Below are 2,851 nucleotides of genomic sequence, written 5' to 3' on the forward strand. Positions count from 1 at the left end.
TTATAAAGGGGAGGTAAAATTGAAAAAAGCACTAGGGATAATGATTTTTCTTTTAACAACACTTACATTTGGAATGAATGATGACCAAATAGTTATTTTAAATTTGGTAAATAGAGAGAGAGTTAGTAGGGGATTAAAACCTATGAAGTTAAACTCTAGATTAAATGAATTGGCTAAGATAAAATCAGATGATATGCATAAAAATAGTTATTTTAGTCATAGGTCACCAGTTTATGGATCGCCTTTTGATCTTATGAAAAAGTATGATATAAACTATATGACAGCTGGTGAAAATATAGCAAAAGGGCAGGATACACCTGAATTTGTTATGAAATCATGGATGAACTCTTCAGGGCATAGAAAAAATATTTTAAATCCAAGATTTGAAGAGATGGGTGTTTCAAGAGATGAATATGGAGAGAATATTTGGACACAGATGTTCATAGGCGGTTAAAGGGAGAAAAAAGCAGGCACTCATAGGAGAGTCTGCTTTTTTTATCATATCTAATCACAGCAATATAGAAGTATACAGATAAAAAGTTTTCATAAGGATTTGAAAATAAATATAGTATAATACAGAAAAGAAAATAAAAAAATAAAAGGGAGGAAATTATGATTTTAGGAATTGGATTTGCAGTAATATTAGTGATTCTTATTGTGTATATAGTAGGAGTATATAACAAATTAGTTAGAGAAAGGAACTTTGTAGATGAAGCATTCTCTACAATTGACGCTTATTTAAAAAAGAGATATGATTTAATACCAAATTTAGTGGAGACAGTAAAAGGTTATAAAAATTATGAGGGAAGTACACTGGAAGCTGTAATTGCAGCAAGAAATAGATATATGACAGCCACAACTCCAGAGGAGAAAATAGAGAATGAGAATATGATAACAGGAGCTTTAGGAAAGTTATTTGCATTGACAGAAAACTATCCTGATTTAAAGGCCAATGAAAACTTTATGAAGTTACAAAATGAGTTAGTAAATATAGAGGAGGACATTTTACAAGCAAGAAAATATTATAATGGTAGTGTTAGAGTTTATAATACAATGTGTGAAACATTTCCAAGTGTTATAGTGGCTAATAACTTTGGATTTAAAAAATATCCATTCTTTAAAGTTGAAAATGAAGAGGAAAGACAAAATGTTAAAGTTCAGTTTTAGTCTGTTTTTTCTTTTAATAACCTCTATATTTGCAGATGCAGGCTATATTATAGATAACTATAACGTAGATGTAAAGATAGATGAGAAGAGCATATACAGTGTTGAAGAGAGTATAAGAGTGGATTTTTTACAGCCAAGAAGAGGTATATATAGAGTAATTCCAGAGGAGTTTAACGGTAGAGAGATAAAAATTTCTGATATAAAAACAAACGCACCCACAGTTGCAAAAGATGAGGGGAACTATATCTATTTGAGAATGGGAGATCCAAATAGATATATAACAGGTATAAAAGACTACATAATAAAATATAGATATAATATAGGTTGGGACAGAGATTCAAACTTTGATGAGGTCTACTATAACTTAATAGGAAATGATTGGGACACAGATATAAAAAAAGTTGAATTTAAGATAGAACTACCTAAAAAATTTGATGCCAATAGAGTAAACTTTACAGTTGGGCCCTATGGAAGTAGGGATACTGAAGGAGTTAAATGGAAAGTTGATGGCAACACTATAGTGGGTTATACAACTGTAACTTTAAAGCCAAAGGAGAGTGTTACAATAGCTCTTCCTTTGCCAGAGGGATATTTTAACTTTACAGAGGAAAAAATAATATATTTTATATTTAAAGGAGTATTATATCTAATCTATCTTATTATTCCTCTTATAGCTATAGGGCTTTTAAAAAAATATAGAGATAAGGAGAGTGTTATTCAAACTGTAGAGTTTTATCCTCCAGATGGATTGACACCTACAGAGGTAGGATACTATATAGATGGAATTATCCACTCGAAGGATTTGACTAGTTTAATCTTCTACTGGGCCAATATGGGATATTTAAAAATAAATGAACTAAAAAAGAGTGGAATATTTACAAGTGGTGAATTTGAAATAGAGTTTTTAAAGGAGAGATTAGATTCGAAAAAAGATTTTGAAAAATATATGTATAATGCACTTTCAGCATATAAAAATTCAGAAAATAGGGTAAACATAAGGGATTTAAGAAACAAATTTTATAAACATATCGATAAAGCTGCAGAGATTTTAGAGATAGATTTAATAATGAATAAAAAAACTTTGTATAGTTCAAAAAGTTTAAGAGCAGGAAATACAATGAGAACTTCTATACTTTTTATAGCAGCAGCAAGTTTTGGATATTTCTACTATTTTGGTATCACCCAAGGGGTGAGCACCCTTATAACGGTTATATGTGGAATGGTTTCAGCTCTGGTAACTCTGGCTATAAGTGGTAAAATAAAAAGTAAGACCGAATATGGAATGGAGATATATGGTCGAATATTAGGTTTTAAAAGATTTTTAGAAACTGCTGAAAAAAGAAAATTAGAGATGCTTTTAGAGGAGAATCCAAGCTATTTCTACAATATACTTCCCTATACAATTGTTTTGGGTGTAAGTGATATATGGGCGGATAAATTTAAAGACTTAGTGGTGGAGCCGCCTCAGTGGTATGGTGGTTCTAGTGTTGGAGATGCCTTTGTTTTAGGTATGTTTATGGGTAGTTTTAACAACTCTCTATCTGCATTTAATGATACGATGCTCTCAGCTCCCAAAGCTCCAAGCAATTTTGGAGGAGGAGGCTCATCTATGGGAGGTGGATCCTCAGGCGGTGGAGCTGGAGGGGGAGGGGGAGGAAGCTGGTAATAAAACAAAGTATTAAAT

3 protein-coding genes are annotated in these 2,851 nt (G+C 31.5%); all 3 read left to right on the plus strand.

What is annotated here, in order from left to right; translation table 11 throughout:
• Positions 1–19 precede the first annotated feature (19 nt).
• Entirely contained in the window at positions 20–454 is a 435-nt protein-coding gene (locus tag ACMOUI_RS01210; protein ID WP_418963923.1) for a CAP domain-containing protein, read from the plus strand.
• Between the two features lie 158 nt (positions 455–612).
• Positions 613–1,167, plus strand: coding sequence for a LemA family protein (locus ACMOUI_RS01215; RefSeq protein WP_418963924.1), 555 nt, complete (start codon positions 613–615; stop codon positions 1,165–1,167).
• Positions 1,148–2,833, plus strand: a complete 1,686-nt coding sequence (locus ACMOUI_RS01220) for a DUF2207 domain-containing protein (RefSeq protein WP_418963925.1) — start codon at positions 1,148–1,150, stop codon at positions 2,831–2,833. Before ACMOUI_RS01215 ends, ACMOUI_RS01220 begins: the two co-directional genes overlap by 20 nt.
• Positions 2,834–2,851: the final 18 nt, after the last annotated feature.

The organism is Cetobacterium sp. (assembly GCF_048470075.1).
Taxonomy (GTDB): Bacteria; Fusobacteriota; Fusobacteriia; order Fusobacteriales; family Fusobacteriaceae; genus Cetobacterium_A.

Excerpts from the sequence above, each read along its gene's own strand:
- ACMOUI_RS01215 (WP_418963924.1), top strand. The coding sequence starts at position 613 with ATGATTTTAGGAATTGGATTTGCAGTAATATTAGTGATTCTTATTGTG.
- ACMOUI_RS01220 (WP_418963925.1), top strand. The coding sequence starts at position 1,148 with ATGTTAAAGTTCAGTTTTAGTCTGTTTTTTCTTTTAATAACCTCTATA.